Here is a 15,338-nt window from a genome sequence, read left to right as displayed (position 1 = left end):
CCCGAACATCCCCCGGAAGGGGGGTTCGAGGACTGTCTTGGATGGGGGGCATGCGACCCGGGTAGGCAGGGGACCGGCCTGCCCCGTGATCAACAGGAGAAAACGTGTCCGGATACATCACCGTCCCTCCGAGCCGTCAGGCCAGGGCGCGCCTGGGCGAAATCCCCGGCGCGGGGGATGTCCAGTACGAGCCGCAGAGCGTCGAAGCCCCCAAGGGGAGCCTCCTCCCGAACGGGGACGGCGCGCGCTTCCCGGAGCTCAACGACGACTCCCTTTTTGCGGACTGCTTCTTCACCGTGCCCGCGGGGGTGCAGGAGATCGGGTTCACCTGGACGCTCACCGCTCCCCACCGCACTACGACGTGGGAGTACATCGCCATCACCGCCGACAACACCGTGCTCACGACGTTCGACTCCCACAACACGACGCCGCCATATGTGGTGGAGCACATCGTTCCACTGGGCGGCCTCACTGGCAGGCACACCATCCTCGGACGATGGAATATCGGGGACACCCCGAACGCCTTCTACTCGGCCGTCGACCTGCTCATCGAATCCTCCTGAGCCCTGCGCTCGTCGCATCGCCCTGCTGCTCGCGACTCCGATCGAGTTCGAATCATCTGGTGAGGGCCAGGTTGTGCAGGCGGGCGATGCCGAGCATGGCTTGGTGAACTCTGTTGCCCTTGAGCCGGCAGTCTCGCAGGATCTTCCAGTTCTTCAGCCGTGACAGGGCGTGTTCCACGCGTGCTCGTGCACGGCGGTGGACGGCGTTCTCCGCTTCCTGTCGCGGGCTGCGGTGACTCTGGCCTCGGCTTCTGCGGTGTGGAATGAGGAGCCCGGTGCCTTGGTAGCCGCCGTCGGCGATCGTAAGGACTCCGTGGCAGGCCCGGTCGACGCCGGACTCCGTGAACGCCCGGCAGTCATTTCGGCTGCCGGGTAGCGGGAGTCCGATCGCCACGGCCAGGCGACTGTTTGCGTCGATAACGACCTGCAGGTTGGTCGAGTACCGGTAGTTCTTGCTGGACGCCGCCACGCTGCGATCACGGGTCGGCATCAGGGTGCCGTCGACGATGTAGACGGTACCCTCGCGCGGTCGGCGCGCAGGCGAGCTGGCCAGCAACGGTGTGAGATGGTCCAAAATGCGACCGGCAGCGGACTTCGAGTCCCTTCTTGATGGGCCTGATCAGTGCGGTCATACGTGCTTTGGTGCTCGCCCTAACGCTCCAGCACTTCCCATCACTTGTAGTTCTCCTACATGATCACCGGTGGTGTACGGGCTTCCATAGGGCAGAACAGTCCCTATCCCGAAGTACCGACTCGGTTGTCCCCGGCCTGCTGGTCCTCGTGCCGACGTGGCAGGCCGGGGCAGGCTACGCGGTGGTGGGGCCGGCTGTTGCGCCGGTATCGGTGTTCTGTTCCCCGGGAGTTGGTGGGGTGGCCGTGTTCTCGGGTGCGTTGGCGGCCGGGGTGTGGGGGCCGGGGGCGGTGCGGTCGTCGAGGGTGATGGTGACCGGTTCGCCGTCAGGGGCGAGGGTGGTCAGGCTGTTCTCGATCCGTTCGTACAAGGTGGCGGCGAGCTCTTGGTCACCGTCGCCGCTGTCGGCGGTGTGCTTGATGGCGTGGAGGCTGATCAACAGGGCGATCAGGGAGCGGCCGGACAGCGCGGCGCGGATCCGCTCGTCACCTTCGTCGGTGACGTGTGGCGGCACGCGGAAGTGCGGGTGCCGTCCGGCGTGGGCGGTCAGAAACTCCCAGATGTCACGGTGGCACAGCAGGGAGGCGGCGGAGACGCGGGCGGCCGTCTTGAGAAGGGTGCTGTGCTCCGCGCTCACCTCGACGGTCGTGGTTTCGGAGCCGGGGCCGGGCCGGGTCCGCAGCTCCTCCACGGCGCCGCGCAGGTCGGCGATCTCCTGCTGGAGTGAGGCGAGACCGGAGCGGGCTTCCTCCAGCGCGGTGCCGAGTTCCTGCTTGATCTCCCCGGCTGCCACATGCAGCGGGTCCGGGCCGTCGTGCTGGTCGTCGGCCGGGTTCTCGTCGGCGGTGCCGGCCGGGGCGGTGAGCGCGGCGAGCACTGGGGCGAGTTCCTCGCTGAGGACCTCGCGGACAGCCCGGCGGACCGCGTCGGCCGTCAGCGCCGGGCTGGGAGGGGGGCACGGGTCGACGGTGCGCTGCGCCGGGATCACGCTGTGGAGGGCGGCCTCTTCCGGCAGTACGTCGGACTCTGTGATGGTGCTGACAGGTGCCGTCGCGGGGCTGGTGCGGTCCCGTTCGGTGCCGGGTGCCTCGTGCAGCGTAGAGCCAGGGGCAGGGGCCGGCGGGTCGGCGGGCTGTGGCGGCGGCGCGGGTGGCGTGAGGTCCGCGAGCGCGGTGCGGACGTCCTGCAGTCCGGTGCGCAGTTGGGCGACGATGTCGTGGACGGCGCTGTTGAGCGATTCCCCGTTGGCGTTCAGCTTGTTGTAGACGTCGCGGAAGTTCGCGCGCATCCGGCCGAGTTCGTCGACGACCTCCTTCGTCGTCCTGTCCTGGGCGGCCTGGCCGGCCGACTCCAGCTTCTCCACGCTCTTGTCGAGCGCGTCCCGGATGTTCTTGTCCGTGTGCATGACGGCCGTGTGAAGCATGGTCAGGCTGTTGGTGAGATCCGGGTTCGGCTGGTTGGCCATCTTCCCCCATTTCATTGCGGTACGTAGCTGATCGAGCACGCTTTGTATGCTGCCCCGACTGAAGCGTCCGGCGAGGGAAGATCCGGTTAACTGGCTTAAGATCATCGGTTGTTCGGGCTGGAACCGGTTGGGTGGTGTACGCGCCGATATGCGCCCGAGACTCAGACGGTGTTGATCCGCCAGGCGATCATTCCGGTTGCCCGGGCATGTGATGGACACAGCGGGGGTTGGCGTCGGCGGTGGTACCTCTCGTCGTGGCCGCGGTCACCGGCGCGGGGACCGCGCTCGGCACGGAGACGGCGCAGATGGTATCCGGCCTGGTCAGGGAAACGTCTGGGAGGCTCGGAGCAGGGCCGGGCGGCACTGACGGGGCTGGACCGGGCCCCCGGCGACTCGGCAGCGGCGGACCGGCTCCACGCCGCGCTGCGGGACGCTCTCGACGCGGACCCGGCGTTCGCACGACGGCTGTTCTCCCTGTTCGAGGCGCCACCGCCTCCCCAGCGGCCGCCGGCGCCTCCCAGGAGCGTGGTCATCGGCGACGGCAACCGGTTACGTGGCAGCAGCAACTCCCTCGGTCCGCTGACGATTTCGACCACCCGCGGCGGTCCGGGCCCTGGTGGCGTTGGTCGCGCTGGTGCTCGCGATCGTGGCGCTCGCCGTGTACGGCGGCGTGCGAGCGATCGGCGTGGACGACTCGTCCGGCCCCGGGGAAGCGGCACGGCGTCGCAACAGGACGCCGGCGGCGCGGGCGCTTCCGCGGACGGCGCGGACAACTCGCTCGCCGGCGGGCGGCTCCGCCCGGTGCTCAAGAACCGTGACGTGGTGAAGTCGGTCCTTCCCGGGCTGGACGCGGTGCCCGGCGGCTGGACCCAGGAATCCGCTCCGAAGGTGCTCGAAGCCGGCGCAGCGCAGTGCCGGACCGATCCGCCTAGCGTGTCGTTCCGCGGCGAAGCCGAGTACAAGGACCCGTCGACGGACAACGTCGCCGAATTCGAGGTGTACGCGCTCTCCAGCGTCAGTGCCGCGCGATCGGCCTGCCAGTCGACAAGAAAGGACACCCCGCCCTCGATGGCGCTGCCGGCTCTGGGGGACGAGAGCCACGCCTTCGGCAGACAAGACGGCTCCTCCGGCAAGACGGTGATATCCGTGGTCAGGTTCGGCAGCGTCGTGGTCGGTGTCACCTACCGCATCGAGGCGGTGGACTGGACGCAGGCGTACGGCGGCGACCATCTCGAGATCCTGACACGCATGCTGGTCGATCGAGCCCGGCAGGCGTGCGAGGGCCGGGCCCCTACCGCCCGGGCGGTTCTGTGACCGCGGGCGCTGCCGAGAGCGGGGGGGGAGTTCAGCCGCGCCACTCCACCATGAGCAGCGTCGCGTCGTCCGTGGTGTGTCCGCCGCGCGCCCGCTTGAGGGTGTGGGACAGGGAGCGTGTCACCGCCCGGATGCCGCGGCCGGTCGCCTCCAACCGGTTCACATGGTCGATCAACTGGTTCTCGCCGAACTCCTCCCCTCCCCTGACGTGCTCCTCGATCAGCCCGTCGGTGAAACAGAGCACCCGGTCCCCGCGCTCCAGCCGCAGCCCGCTGACCGGTGGCTCCGGACCGCCCAGGCCGACCGGGAGGGTCGTCGGGGCGACCAGGCGCCGTACGACGCGGTGGTCGCGGACGAGGATCGGCGGCGGGTGGCCGGCGTTGACCCACCGCATCCACCCGGTCGTGGTGTCCAGCTGGATCATCTGCGCGGTGACGAAGTGTTCGGGGCCGAACTGCTGCGCGACGGCGCGGTCCATGAAGGCGTAGCTCGCCGACAGTCCGATGCCGAGGCGGCGGGCGTGGCGGTAGGCGCCGATGGCGACGGTGGCCAGGGTGGCCGCGTTCAGTCCGTGCCCCACCGCGTCGATCATGACCACGTGGAGGATGTCTCCGTTGAGCGCGTAGTCGAAGCTGTCGCCGGCCACGTCGTAGGCGGGTTCCAGGATCCCGGCCACGGCGACCCGGGGCATGATCATCGCCAGCGGCGGCAGCAGGGACCACTGGATCTCCGCGGCGACGCTCATCGGTTCGCGGCGCCGGACGCCGAAGAACAGGTCGGAATAGCCGTGCTTGGTCACCAGCAGGTCGGCCACGAGTCCGGAGATCCTCAGCAGCAGGCGCCGGACGTCGTCGTCGATGCCGTCGAGCGTCACCGACATGACCCCCACCTGGTCGCCGCCGTCCAGCAGCGGCAGGTGGATCCGTACGCCGTCGGCCCCGAGCAGTTCCACGGGGACCGCGTCGAGGAAGCAGCGGCCGGCCGCGGAGTCGTCGATCACCTGCGGTTCCCCCTGGGTGAGGCCCTCGCCGGTCAGGGGTACGAGGAGCAGTTGGCCGTAGTCCTGCAGCAGCACCTGCGGACGCCTGCCGCCCAGTCGCGCCACCACGGCGGTGACCAGCGGCGCGATGAGATCGGGAGGAAGCTCGTGCGCGCGGTCGAGAACCTCTCCCAGCAGCGCTTCCCCGAAGCTCTCGGAGCGGTCCGGGCGCCGTTCGGGCGTCATCCGTTCTCCCGCCATGATCCGCGGAGTGGTGTCCTGCCCCGAGTCCGTGTCCTCCTCACCGGCGGCGAGGCCGGTGAGGAGCACCAGGCGGCTCGCGGCTGCCCGCGTCCGTCACTCGCCGGGAACGGCGCCGCCGTGGTCGTGCGCCCGAAAAGCTCTCGGTAAGGCCAGCGTACTCCCGGCCGTGCCGGGCGACAGGCCGCCGGTGCCGGGGAGGGATCCACGGCCGGCCGGCCCGGTGGTCACTTCTGTGCGCAGATCCTGGGTGCCGTGGTGTTCAGGCCGAGCAGGCGGAAGTAGTTCTCGCCGAGCGCGATGCCGCGGAAGGCTCTGTCGCCGAGGGCCTTGTTGATGCGGCTGGTCACTTCGAGCTCTTCCTTGTACACGGCGTAGCTCTTGTCGCTCGACGCGACGAAGTCGGTGCCGGGGATGGCGCGGGTGGGGAAGGCGTCGAGGAGGCCGGCGTACATCCGGCGGACTCCCGGCTTGCTGAAGTACTGGTCCTCCAGGACGCGCCAGCTCAGGTCGAGGGTGAGTCGGGGATAGCGGGTGAGCAGGCCGCGGACGATGGCGATGTGTTCGGCCGGGTCCATGGTGGACAGTTCCTTGGACAGGCCCATGTGCGCCCAGACGATCTTGTTGCGGGGGTAGCGGTCGAGTGCCTTGCGGAACAGGTTCAGGTATTTGGTGGGTTCGGCGTCGGTGCCGAGGTCGGCGTGCAGGGTGACCGGGATGCCGCGCTTCTCGAACTCCTTCATCATCGGTGCCCACCCGTCGATGTCGCCGCTGCTCGCGGGCTCGTGGTGGTTGGGCAGCAGGGCGCCCTTGACGAGGTTGAGTTCGCCGGCCCAGCGGAAGAGCCCTGGGTACTCCCGGTCGTACAGGTCGAGGGTCTCGGGGATCGTCTCGGGGTGGGCGAGGTCGAAGGAGGTCATCGACAGGGTGATGCGCGGGTCGGAGGGCTTGTCGTCCAGGTAGTTCTCGGCGTTGACGATGTCGTTCCTGACGCTGGGCAGCACGGGGGTGCCGGGGCAGTCGAGGTAGTACGTGCAGGAGGAGCCGGCGGGCAGTTTCTGGCCGATGCCGAACGCGTTGACGTAGTGGACGCCGCTCTTGCGCAGGTAGGCGTTGAGCTCTTCGAAGGGGATGGCCTTGCCGCCGAAGGGGCGGTAGTGGAGGTGGCTGTCGACGACCGAGGTGTAGGGCCGGGTGGCGCGGTCGAAGCACGAGGCGTGGGCGAGGGCCTGGCCGGCGCCGGCCGGGGAGAGGGCGACGGCCGCCGCGGCCAGGGCGGTGGCCGGGATGACGATCCGCTTGCGGAAGGGGGTAGGCATGCTGCGCTCCCACGGAGTCTGACCGCGTGGGGCCCGTGACGAGCCGCGACGCGGGCCGGGCCCGTCCCGCGCGTCGAGCTGTCCTGACCGGTGCCCTCGGGATATCCCCACCCCCGATCCGCCGGGAGCCTCCATGTCCCGTGACGGCCGTGCTCCGTAGCGTCGAGTCGTCGGCTGGGAAAGATCGTGAGAGGACGGACCATGAGGCTGCGCGGCGGCAAGCGGCGGAAGGCGGACGACCGGCTGGAGCCCCAGGGCACACCCGGTCTCGCCGTCGAACTGCGCGGGGTACGGCGGGAGTACGGCCGCGGCTCCCGTACCGTGCGCGCCCTCGCCGGCATCGATCTCGCCCTGCCCCGCGGCACGTTCACCGCCGTCATGGGCCCGTCCGGGTCCGGCAAGTCCACCTTCCTGCAGTGCGCGGCCGGTCTCGACCGGCCGACCGCCGGCTCCGTGCGGCTGGGCGGTACGGAGATCACGGGCATGCGCGAGAACCAGCTCACCGAATTGCGGCGCAGCCGCCTCGGTTTCGTGTTCCAGGCCTTCAATCTGCTGCCCTCCCTCACCGTGGAGCAGAACGTGCTGCTCCCGATGCGCCTGGCCGGTCAGCGCCAGGACCGTCGGCGGGCGGCGGCGATGCTCGGGCGGGTCGGCCTCGCCGACAAGGCCGGGCGCCGGCCCGGCGAGTTGTCCGGCGGCCAGCAGCAGCGCGTGGCCGTCGCCCGTGCCCTGATCACCGACCCGGACGTGGTGTTCGCCGACGAGCCCACCGGCGCCCTGGACACCGGGACCGCCGCCGAGGTCCTCGGCCTGCTCCGGCAGGCGGTGGACACCCTGGGGGCGACCGTCGTCATGGTCACCCACGATCCGGCCGCCGCCGCCTGGGCCGACCGCGTGCTGTTCCTCGCCGACGGTGTCTTCGCCAGCGGTCTCGACCGCGGCACGGCGGAGCAGATCGCGGCGCGCATGGCCGCCCTCACCTCCCGTACGGGCACGGTGGCGGTGGCCGCCGCGTGAGGACCCTCGCCCCCAACGGCCTCGCCCGCGCGGCCGTACGCTTCAAGCCCGCCTCGTTCGCCGGCACCTTCGTGGCGCTGATGATGGCGTCGCTGATCGTCTCCGCCTGCGGCATCCTCCTGGAGACCGGCATCCGCGCCTCGGTCCCGCCCGCGCGGTACGCGAAGGCGCCGGTCGTCGCGGCGGCCGACCAGTACGCCCACTTCGTCATGGGCAGCGGGGACGGCCGCTCCGAGGAGTCGGTCCCGCTGCCGGACACCGCCCGTGTGGACACCGCGCTGGCCGGGCGGGCGGCCCGCGTGCCCGGTGTCCGGGCGGCCGTGGCGGACTTCACGTTCCCCGTGCGCCAGGGCGGCCGCTCGTTCACGGGGCATGGCTGGGGATCGCACGCCTTCACCGGAACCGCGCTCCGCTCCGGGACCGCGCCCCGTGCCGGGGAGGTCGTCCTCGACGCCGCCGCCGCACGGGCCGCGCGGGCCGGGGTGGGCGACACCGTCGTGCTGGAAACCGCCGCCGGACGCGCCCGCTTCCGCGTCTCCGGACTGGCGCAGGCCGGGCCCGGCGACCGGGCCGGGGGTCCCGTGGGCTGGTTCGCCGACGCCCGGTCCCCCGCGCTCGCCGGGCATCCCGGCAAGGCCGACGCCATCGCCGTACTGGCCGACGACGGGACGGACACCGGTGCCCTCGCCGCCGGTGTGCGCAAGGCGCTCGCCGGGTCCGGCGCCGGGGTGCACACCGGTGACGACCGCGGCGCCGTGGAGAACCACGGGCTCGGGTACGCGAAGGAAACGCTCACCGGGCTCGGCGGTTCCTTCGGCGGGGTCGCCGCCATGGTCGCCGTCTTCACCGCCGCCGGCACGGTGGCCCTGTCGGTCGCCCAGCGCGCCCGGGAGTTCGCGCTGCTGCGTGCCATCGGCGCCACGCCGCGGCAGATCCGGCGGGCGGTCGCCGCCGAGGGGCTGCTCGTCGCGCCCGTCGCCGGGCTCGCCGGCTGCCTGCCCGGGATCGGGCTCGCACACTGGTGGTTCGGGCAGTTGGAGGACCGCGGGGCCATCCCGGAACCCGTGCGCCTGCACGTGTCGTGGATCCCGTTCGTCGTCGCCGTCGGCACGGGGCTGCTGACCGCGCTCGCCGCCGGCTGGGCGGCCGGACGCCGGCCCGCGAGGATCAAGCCGGGGCAGGCACTCACCGAGGCCTCGCTGGAACGGCGGCGTCCGGGCGTGATCCGTACCACGCTGGGTCTGGGCGCGCTGGCCGGCGGCGGGTTCCTCACCGTGCTCGCCGCCCGTTCGGCCGGGGACGACGCGGCCAACGCCGCCCTCGGTGTCGTCATGCTGTTCATGCTGGCGGTGGCGTTGCTCGGCCCGCTGGTGGCGCGGCTGTGCGCGGCCCTGTCCGGGCTGTTGCTGCGCGGTCTGGGCGCCGCGGCCTCGCTCGCCGTCGCCAACTCCCGTACGAACGCCCGCCGGCTGGCCTCGGCGCTCACCCCGATCGTGCTGGCCATGGCCTTCGCCTCGACGCTCACCTTCCTGCACACGAGCGAAAGCCACGTCGCCGCCGGGCAGTTGCGCGCCGGCATCATCGCGGACCACGTCGTCACCCACCCCGCCGGGCTGTCCCCCGGTTCCGTCGGGCGCGCCGCCCGCGTGCCCGGCGTCCGGGCGGCCGTGGGCCTGCTGGACACCCAGGTGCTGGTGCCCGTGGGGTCGGGCGGCGACCGCTGGTTGCAGGACGCGGCGGCCCAGGGTGTCTCCGGCTCCGGCGCCCGGCTGGCCGAGGTGCAGGACCTCGATGTGCGTGACGGCGGCCTGGACCGGATCGGCGGGGGCCGGATCGCCGTCGACACCACGCTGGCCGCGTCGGCCGGGGTCGCGGTCGGCGACAGGCTGCCGCTGTACCTCCCGGACGGCACCCGGGCGCGCCCCGAGGTCGTCGCCGTCTACGGCCGCGGGCTCGGCCTGCCGGCCGTGACCATGGACCGCGCGTCGCTGGCCGCGCACGTCTCCTCGGGCTTCGACAGCACGCTGCTGGTACGCGGCGGAGACGCGCGGGACCTCGCCCCGCTGGGCGAGGTCGCCGACGGGTCCGGTTACGCGGCCGGGCGGAGCGCCGGTCGCGAGCTGAACGCCTGGGCCAACTACACGATGGCCGCGGTCCTGGGCGGCTTCGCCGCCGTGGCCGCCGTCAACACCCTGGTGATGACCGTCCTCGACCGCCGTCGGGAACTCGGCGTGCTCCGTCTCGTCGGCGCCACCCGGCGCCAGGTGATGGGCATGCTGCGCTGGGAGGGGCTGCTGGTGGCGGGGGCCGGTGTGGTCCTCGGCACGGCCATCGCCGCGGCCACCCTGATACCGATGACGCGCGGCCTGACCGGCGAGGACCCGTACGTGCCCCCGCTGGTGTACGCGGCCTTCGCCGGGGGCGCGGTGGGGCTCGGCATGCTGGCGGTGACGCTCCCGGCGCGGGCGGCGCTACGGCGCTGAGCGGGCGCTCCGGGACAGCGTGTACGGACCGGTCCCGGCCGCCTGCTCCCCCCTACTCCTCGGTGACGATGCGTTCGACGGCCGCCGCCACCAGCTGGTCGCGCTCCGCCTCCGTGAAGACGTCCGGCAGGGTGAGCTGCTCGACGATCAGCCAGTTGAGCGTCAGTACGAGGAGCTTGACCGCCGTGGCGTCGCCGGGGAAGCCGGACGCCTCGTGATAGGCGACGTTGGCGTCCAGGTCGGCCCGGACCCGCTCGGTGAGGACCTCGCGGAGTCCGGGGCGGCGGGTGGCCTCGAGGCGCAGTTCGAGCAGCGCGAGGTAGCCGGTGCGGAACGCGGCCACGCGGCCGACGAGTTCCCGCATCAGCTCCGCGTAGGTCTCCCGGTCGCGGCCGACCGTCCGCAGACGGGTGAGCGTGGCCTCGTCGGGCCGGAGCCGCTCGTAGACCCGGGCCCCGGCCTGGGTGAGCAGGTCGTCGCGGTCGGCGAAGTAGTTGGAGGCGGTGCCGACGGGCACGGCGGCCTTTGTGTCCACCGCCCGGAACGTCAGGCCCCGCGCGCCGTCCCTGGCCAGCACCTCGATCGCCGCGTCCACGAGGGCGGCCCGCCGCTCGTCGTTCCGTCTCACCATTGACACCACTCCAGCTGTAGTACTACGGTCAAACCACTTCAGACAGAGTACTACGTGGGGAGGTACCAGCTTGCGCAAGCTCGTGTACTACGTCGCCGTCACGCTCGACGGCCGCATCGCCGGCCCCGGCGGCGAGTACGACTTCTTCCCGGCCGGCGACGAACAGCAGGCCACCGCCTACTCCGGCTGGGCCAACACCCTGTATCCCGAGACGGTCCCGACGGCCCACCGCGCCGCCGTCGGCCTGGGCGACGCGCCCAACCGGCACTTCGACACCGTCGTCATGGGCCTCGGCGCCTACCGCCCCGCGCTCGACGCGGGGATCACCAGCCCGTACGCGCACCTGCGCCAGTACGTGGTCTCCAGCACCCTCGCCCCGGACACCGACCCGGCCGTCACCGTCGTCCCGGGCGACCCGCTCGGCCTGGTCCGCGCGCTCAAGCGGGAGGAGGGCAGCGGGCTGGACATCTGGCTGTGCGGCGGCGGAAAGCTCGCGGGGGCCCTGCTGCCCGAGATCGACGAACTGGTGATCAAGAACTACCCGGTGGTTGCCGGCGCCGGGATCCCCGCCTTCGACGGCGCGTTCGACCCCACCGTCTTCGAGGTCGCCGAGCGCACCGCCTTCCCCAACGGCGTCACCCTCACCCGCCTCACCAGCCGCTAGCGACACGCGACAGGAGCCGTTTCCCCGGGAGTGCTGTGGGTACGCTGACGTTTCAGGTTTCGCATTCCCGTCGGACATCGGTCTCACAGCGCTGGCGGTTGGGACACAGGAGGCCGGGCGCGATGGCCATGAATCACGGCAAGACACAGTCCCCCGGGGCCACGGACGCCGGCTCCGCGTGCGGCGCGCCGTGCTGGGTCAGCCTGACCAGTCACGGTCTCGAGGCGTCACAGCGGTTCTACGGGGCCGTGCTCGGCTGGCAGTGGCGCCCGGCCGGGGCGGGCGACCACTTCCGCATCGCGCTGGCGGACTCGGCACCGGTCGCCGGGATCGCCGTACTGCCCGCCCTGCGGCAGACGGGGGTGGCCTGGACGCCGTACTTCGCCGTCCCGGACGCCGACCAGGCCGCGGCGCGGGCCCGGGAGCGGGGCGGCACGGCGGGCGTCGGCCCGCTGCGGCTGCCGCCCGGGCGGGTGGCACTCCTCTCCGACCGGCACGGGGCCACCTTCGGCATCTGGGAGGGGGAGCTGTTCGGCCGCTGGGAGCCCCGGCGGCGTGCGGCACCGGCCTTCATCACCCTGCACACCCGCGACGCCTTCGACGCCGCCATGTTCTACGGCGGCGTCCTCGACTGGGCCTCGGACCGCCCCGGCAGCTGTGAGGTCGAGTACGAGGCCGACGAGGTGCTGCTGCGCAGCCAGGGCCACGTCGTCGCACGCATCGAGTCGGGCGAGTCGGACACCGCCCCCGACCCCTCGGTACGGCCGCACTGGCAGGTCACCTTCCTGGTGGACGATGTGCCGGAGTGCGCGCGGGCCGCGCTGCGGCACGGCGGAGGCGTCCTGGAGGAGAGCGAGCACGAGGCCGTCCTGCGCGATCCCGACGGCGCCCGGTTCACCGTGATCTCGGCGGCCGGGCCGCGACCCGCAGGCTGAGCGGGCGGCGGCCCGCCGCGCTCGGGGAGCCTCACGGCTCGCCGGGTGCCCCCGCCGTGGTGTCCCGGGGCCGCTCGGGGGCGTCCCTGCCCAGCGGTGGCGCGGCGTGGCGGTCGGTGCGGTGCCGCTCGCGGGTCGTGGCGAGCCGCTGCCGGGGCGTCCCGGCCGGGCCGGGCGGCACGGGGACGGGCCGGCGGGCGGTGAGCCGGCCCACCCAGCGACGGCCGCAGAGCGGGCAGGGCGGAGCGCCCTGGGGCTCGTAGGGGGACGGCACGGCGTCTCCGTCGCGGGTGAAGTACTCCCATTCGTCGCCGTTCTCGTCGCGGTAGTACTGCACGTCGTAATCGGCGCTCCACGTGTGCCAGCAGTGGCCGCAGGTGAATTCGACGCGCTCGACAGCCAGTTCGGTGATCATCGGCCTACCTCCTTCCGGCCCGGGCCCGCCTCCACAGCTACCGCCCTCCGCAAAAGCTTGTAAAGAGGTGGAAACCGGGATTTCTTGACAAGCTGGCGTGGGGACTTTATCCAGACTCTCAGTGACGTGTGTCCGCTCCGGGGTCTGGGACACGGAGGGAGGAGAGGGCCATGGCACGCGCGGTAGGAATCGACCTCGGCACGACGAACTCGGTGGTCTCGGTCCTGGAGGGCGGCGAGCCCACCGTCATCACCAACACGGAGGGCGCCCGCACCACCCCGTCGGTCGTGGCGTTCGCCAAGAACGGCGAGGTGCTCGTCGGCGAGGTCGCCAAGCGGCAGGCCGTCACGAACGTGGAGCGCACCGTGCGCTCGGTCAAGCGGCACATGGGTGACGCGCAGTGGAGGTTCCCCGCGACCGGGAGCGTGGACGGCAAGCGGTACACGGCGCAGGAGATCTCCGCGCGGGTGCTGCAGAAGCTGAAGCGGGACGCGGAGGCGTACCTCGGCGAGGACGTCACGGACGCGGTGATCACCGTACCGGCGTACTTCAACGACTCCCAGCGCACCGCGACCAAGGAGGCCGGGGAGATCGCCGGGCTGAAGGTGCTGCGGATCATCAACGAGCCCACGTCGGCCGCCCTGGCCTACGGGCTGGACAAGGAGAACGACCAGACGGTCCTCGTCTTCGACCTCGGCGGCGGCACCTTCGACGTGTCGCTCCTGGAGATCGGCGACGGCGTGGTCGAGGTCAAGGCCACCAACGGCGACACCCTTCTGGGCGGCGACGACTGGGACCAGCGGATCGTCGACCACCTGGTCCAGCAGTTCAAGAACCACTACGGCGTCGACCTGGCCAAGGACAAGATGGCCGTGCAGCGGCTGCGGGAGGCGGCGGAGCGGGCGAAGATCGAGCTGTCGTCGTCCTCGGAGACGACGATCAACCTGCCCTACATCACCGCGTCCGCCGAAGGCCCGCTGCACCTGGACGAGAAACTCACCCGCGCCCAGTTCGAACAGCTGACCAGCGATCTCCTGGAGCGGTGCAAGGGCCCGTTCCACAACGCGGTCAAGGACGCCGGGATCAAGGTGTCCGACATCGACCACGTCATCCTGGTCGGCGGCTCCACGCGGATGCCGGCGGTGACCGGCCTGGTGCGGGAGCTGACCGGCAAGGACCCGCACAAGGGCGTCAACCCGGACGAGGTCGTGGCCGTCGGCGCGGCCCTGCAGGCCGGTGTCCTCAAGGGCGAGGTCAAGGACGTCCTGCTGCTCGACGTCACCCCGCTGTCCCTCGGCATCGAGACCAAGGGCGGCATCATGACCAAGCTGATCGAGCGCAACACCACGATCCCGACCAAGCGCTCGGAGATCTTCACCACGGCCGAGGACAACCAGCCGTCGGTGCAGATCCAGGTCTTCCAGGGCGAGCGCGAGATCGCGGCGTACAACAAGAGGCTCGGCATGTTCGAGCTGACCGGTCTGCCGCCGGCGCCGCGCGGCGTCCCGCAGATCGAGGTGTCCTTCGACATCGACGCCAACGGCATCATGCACGTCACGGCGAAGGACCTCGGCACCGGCAGGGAGCAGAAGATGACCGTCACCGGCGGCTCCTCGCTCGCGAAGGACGACATCGACCGCATGATGCGGGAGGCGGAGCAGCACGCCGAGGAGGACCGGCACCGGCGCGAGACCGCCGAGACCCGCAACCGTGCCGAGCAGGTCGCCTATCAGACCGAGAAGCTGCTGAGCGACAACGCCGACAAGATCCCCGCCGACATCAGGGGTGAGGTCGACACGGCTCTGGCGGAGCTGAAGCAGGCGCTGAAGGCGGAGCAGGCGGACACCGCGGTCCTGCGGCAGGCCACGGACAAGGTCACCGCCGCCGCCCAGAAGGTGGGCACCGCCATGTACGCCCAGGCGCAGCAGGCACAGGGCGCGCAGGCGGCCGGCGGGGGTGCGGACGACGGCGCGTCCGGTGCGGGCGGGCCGGACGAGGACGTGGTGGACGCCGAGATCGTCGACGAGGACAAGCGGCAGGACGGTGCCGGATGAGCGGTCCGAGCGGCACCGGCCGCCGTGGCAGGCCCTCGCTGTCGGTCGTCGGGGACACCCGGCGGCGGGATCCGGGAAACAGCCTGGAACCCCGCCGCCGTGGCGATGTCGAGCCCGCCCGCCCGCCGGCCCCGGCCGGCGACGAGGCCGCCGTGCTGCGCGCGCGGCTGCGCGAGTGCACGGCGGACCTGCGGCGCGTGAAGGCCGAGTACGACACCTACCGCGGACGGGTCGGCCGCGACCGTCTGGCGGTCCGCGAGATAGCGGTGGCCAATGTGCTCACCGGTCTCCTGCCCGTCCTCGACGCCATCGACCAGGCCCGCGGGCAGGGCGAGGTCACGGGTGGCTTCCGGCGGGTGGCCGAGGTCCTGGAGCGCGAGCTCGCGGCCCTGGGGCTGCGGTCGTTCGGCACGGCGGGCGAGCCGTTCGACCCGGCCGTGCACGAGGCCGTCTCCTGCACGTTCACCGCCGCCGTCCGGCAGCCCACCTGTGCCGTCGTCCTCCGCCCCGGCTACCGGGTCGGCGAGCAGCTGCTGCGGCCGGCCCAGGTGGAGGTGGCGGAACCCGTCCGGATATGAAGCCGCTTGCCGTGCGGAAGGAGTTGTCG

13 protein-coding genes and 1 pseudogene are annotated in these 15,338 nt (G+C 71.9%); 8 read left to right on the top strand and 6 right to left on the bottom strand.

The features are described 5' to 3' along the window. The first annotated feature begins 104 nt into the window (after window positions 1-104). Window positions 105-563, top strand: a complete 459-nt coding sequence (locus IE251_RS26225; RefSeq protein WP_189755482.1) for a lytic polysaccharide monooxygenase auxiliary activity family 9 protein — start codon at window positions 105-107, stop codon at window positions 561-563. A gap of 52 nt (window positions 564-615) precedes the next feature. Here the strand turns inward: IE251_RS26225 and IE251_RS26220 are convergent. After that, window positions 616-1,161: pseudogene (locus IE251_RS26220) on the bottom strand (transposase); the annotation flags it as partial. Window positions 1,162-1,369: 208 nt separating this feature from the next. Beyond that, window positions 1,370-2,659 carry a hypothetical protein gene (locus tag IE251_RS41225; protein WP_229896936.1) on the bottom strand — a complete coding sequence of 430 codons (1,290 nt, stop codon included), beginning with the start codon at window positions 2,657-2,659 and terminating at the stop codon, window positions 1,370-1,372. A gap of 801 nt (window positions 2,660-3,460) precedes the next feature. On the opposite strand from IE251_RS41225, the gene IE251_RS26205 reads away from it, so the two are divergent. After that, a complete protein-coding gene (locus tag IE251_RS26205; RefSeq protein ID WP_189755481.1) occupies window positions 3,461-3,973 on the top strand; it encodes a hypothetical protein in 513 nt (170 codons plus the stop codon). Window positions 3,974-4,004: 31 nt separating this feature from the next. On the opposite strand, the gene IE251_RS26200 is transcribed toward IE251_RS26205, so the two are convergent. Both IE251_RS26200 and IE251_RS26195 read right to left on the bottom strand, forming a co-directional pair. Continuing rightward, window positions 4,005-5,198 (bottom strand): PP2C family protein-serine/threonine phosphatase, encoded by a 1,194-nt coding sequence (locus tag IE251_RS26200; protein WP_189755564.1) that lies wholly within the window; start codon window positions 5,196-5,198, stop codon window positions 4,005-4,007. A 242-nt stretch (window positions 5,199-5,440) separates the two neighbouring features. Further along, window positions 5,441-6,532, bottom strand: coding sequence for an amidohydrolase family protein (locus IE251_RS26195; protein ID WP_189755480.1), 1,092 nt, complete (start codon window positions 6,530-6,532; stop codon window positions 5,441-5,443). A gap of 201 nt (window positions 6,533-6,733) precedes the next feature. Between IE251_RS26195 and IE251_RS26190 the strand changes: the two genes are divergently transcribed. Further along, a complete protein-coding gene (locus IE251_RS26190; protein WP_189755479.1) occupies window positions 6,734-7,549 on the top strand; it encodes an ABC transporter ATP-binding protein in 816 nt (271 codons plus the stop codon). Continuing rightward, window positions 7,546-10,032 carry an FtsX-like permease family protein gene (locus tag IE251_RS26185; protein ID WP_189755478.1) on the top strand — a complete coding sequence of 829 codons (2,487 nt, stop codon included), beginning with the start codon at window positions 7,546-7,548 and terminating at the stop codon, window positions 10,030-10,032. Before IE251_RS26190 ends, IE251_RS26185 begins: the two co-directional genes overlap by 4 nt. Before the next feature lie 52 nt (window positions 10,033-10,084). Here IE251_RS26185 and IE251_RS26180 read toward each other — a convergent pair whose 3' ends face one another. Then, entirely contained in the window at window positions 10,085-10,663 is a 579-nt protein-coding gene (locus tag IE251_RS26180) for a TetR/AcrR family transcriptional regulator (RefSeq protein WP_189755477.1), read from the bottom strand. Window positions 10,664-10,733: 70 nt separating this feature from the next. Here IE251_RS26180 and IE251_RS26175 point away from each other — a divergent pair, with 70 nt between their 5' ends. Then, entirely contained in the window at window positions 10,734-11,327 is a 594-nt protein-coding gene (locus tag IE251_RS26175; RefSeq protein ID WP_189755476.1) for a dihydrofolate reductase family protein, read from the top strand. A 128-nt stretch (window positions 11,328-11,455) separates the two neighbouring features. Continuing rightward, the gene (locus IE251_RS26170; RefSeq protein ID WP_189755563.1) at window positions 11,456-12,262 is read left to right on the top strand and encodes a VOC family protein; all 807 of its coding nucleotides are present in this window, start codon (window positions 11,456-11,458) and stop codon (window positions 12,260-12,262) included. Window positions 12,263-12,293: 31 nt separating this feature from the next. On the opposite strand, the gene IE251_RS26165 is transcribed toward IE251_RS26170, so the two are convergent. Beyond that, window positions 12,294-12,677: a hypothetical protein gene (locus IE251_RS26165; protein ID WP_189755475.1), complete on the bottom strand. Its 384-nt coding sequence runs from the start codon at window positions 12,675-12,677 to the stop codon at window positions 12,294-12,296. Between the two features lie 170 nt (window positions 12,678-12,847). On the opposite strand from IE251_RS26165, the gene dnaK reads away from it, so the two are divergent. Both dnaK and grpE read left to right on the top strand, forming a co-directional pair. Next, entirely contained in the window at window positions 12,848-14,731 is a 1,884-nt protein-coding gene (gene dnaK, locus IE251_RS26160; protein WP_189755474.1) for a molecular chaperone DnaK, read from the top strand. Then, entirely contained in the window at window positions 14,728-15,309 is a 582-nt protein-coding gene (gene grpE / locus IE251_RS26155; protein WP_189755473.1) for a nucleotide exchange factor GrpE, read from the top strand. The genes dnaK and grpE overlap by 4 nt, the downstream gene beginning before the upstream one ends. The last annotated feature ends 29 nt before the right edge of the window (window positions 15,310-15,338 follow it).

The sequence above is a fragment of the Streptomyces eurythermus genome (genome assembly GCF_014649115.1).
In the GTDB taxonomy this organism is placed as follows: domain Bacteria; phylum Actinomycetota; class Actinomycetes; order Streptomycetales; family Streptomycetaceae; genus Streptomyces; species Streptomyces eurythermus.
This window is presented reverse-complemented; position numbering and strand designations above follow the sequence as displayed.

Bases quoted from the DNA above. Each gene is read 5' to 3' on its own strand.
- grpE (WP_189755473.1), top strand. From the start codon at position 14,728: ATGAGCGGTCCGAGCGGCACCGGCCGCCGTGGCAGGCCCTCGCTGTCG.
- IE251_RS26165 (WP_189755475.1), bottom strand. From the start codon at position 12,677: ATGATCACCGAACTGGCTGTCGAGCGCGTCGAATTCACCTGCGGCCAC.
- IE251_RS26195 (WP_189755480.1), bottom strand. From the start codon at position 6,532: ATGCCTACCCCCTTCCGCAAGCGGATCGTCATCCCGGCCACCGCCCTG.
- IE251_RS26190 (WP_189755479.1), top strand. From the start codon at position 6,734: ATGAGGCTGCGCGGCGGCAAGCGGCGGAAGGCGGACGACCGGCTGGAG.
- IE251_RS26170 (WP_189755563.1), top strand. From the start codon at position 11,456: ATGAATCACGGCAAGACACAGTCCCCCGGGGCCACGGACGCCGGCTCC.
- IE251_RS41225 (WP_229896936.1), bottom strand. From the start codon at position 2,659: ATGGCCAACCAGCCGAACCCGGATCTCACCAACAGCCTGACCATGCTT.
- IE251_RS26180 (WP_189755477.1), bottom strand. From the start codon at position 10,663: ATGGTGAGACGGAACGACGAGCGGCGGGCCGCCCTCGTGGACGCGGCG.
- IE251_RS26200 (WP_189755564.1), bottom strand. From the start codon at position 5,198: ATGACGCCCGAACGGCGCCCGGACCGCTCCGAGAGCTTCGGGGAAGCG.
- dnaK (WP_189755474.1), top strand. From the start codon at position 12,848: ATGGCACGCGCGGTAGGAATCGACCTCGGCACGACGAACTCGGTGGTC.